Annotated in this window: 1 protein-coding gene; it reads left to right on the top strand. The window is 53.7% G+C overall.

Going from position 1 to position 762, the window contains the following annotated elements; translation table 11 throughout:
- Positions 1–70 precede the first annotated feature (70 nt).
- A complete protein-coding gene (locus HEN33_RS25245; protein WP_001303046.1) occupies positions 71–436 on the top strand; it encodes an HNH endonuclease in 366 nt (121 codons plus the stop codon).
- The last annotated feature ends 326 nt before the right edge of the window (positions 437–762 follow it).

Genomic DNA, 762 nt, shown 5'->3' with positions numbered 1-762 from the left:
GTTCTGCGGGTCCGGTTTTTCGGTGACATTTTCTTTCCTCTGGTGACAAGCTATATGGCGAGGATTTTACATGGCCGTGCTTCGTACGTTACCGGGCAGAATCAAAACTCTGAATACCCGGCGGGTGAATGTCCTGAAGGGTGAACAGCGTCGGGTCAGTGGCAGTGCCCGGGTTTCCCTCAAGCGTCGTATCTGGCTGAGGGATGCCGGACAGTGCTGTCTCTGTGGGCGTGTGGTTGACCTTTGTGACAGTGAACTCGATCACCGCATTGCACTTCAGTTCGGTGGTGGTAATGAGGAGACGAATCTCTGGACGCTCTGTACCGAATGCCATCGCCAGAAGTCAGTCAGTGAAACGGCGAGTGGTATGCCGGACCCGACGCTGCCGGAGGTGTCCGGAGGTCATGGCAGGGCAGACGATATCATCGGACTGTGACCCGCCCCGGGGGGGGATCATCCGGCGAAAAAAAACGATCGCCCCGGACACCGCCCCCCGTCTCATGCAGAGAAAAAATTCCTGTTTCAGGCCAGTTAACATGTTAACTGGCTGCCCGGGCATTTTTTCGGTTTTTATCTTTATTATTCAGTTTGTTGTGCGAAAAAAATGTTAACTGGCTTTTTCAGCAAATGTTAACCAGGCAGCAGTTAACATTTGCGGCATGAGACGCCGGGAAAAATGGGCTGAACCATACCCGGCTGAGTGCGTTATGGACCCGGGAGGAGGCTGTGCTGACAACGCAAAAACGAAAATTTGCGCTGGCG

Origin of the sequence: Escherichia sp. 94.0001 (genome assembly GCF_013369155.2) — a bacterium.
Classification (GTDB): Bacteria; Pseudomonadota; Gammaproteobacteria; order Enterobacterales; family Enterobacteriaceae; genus Escherichia; species Escherichia coli_F.
This window is presented reverse-complemented; position numbering and strand designations above follow the sequence as displayed.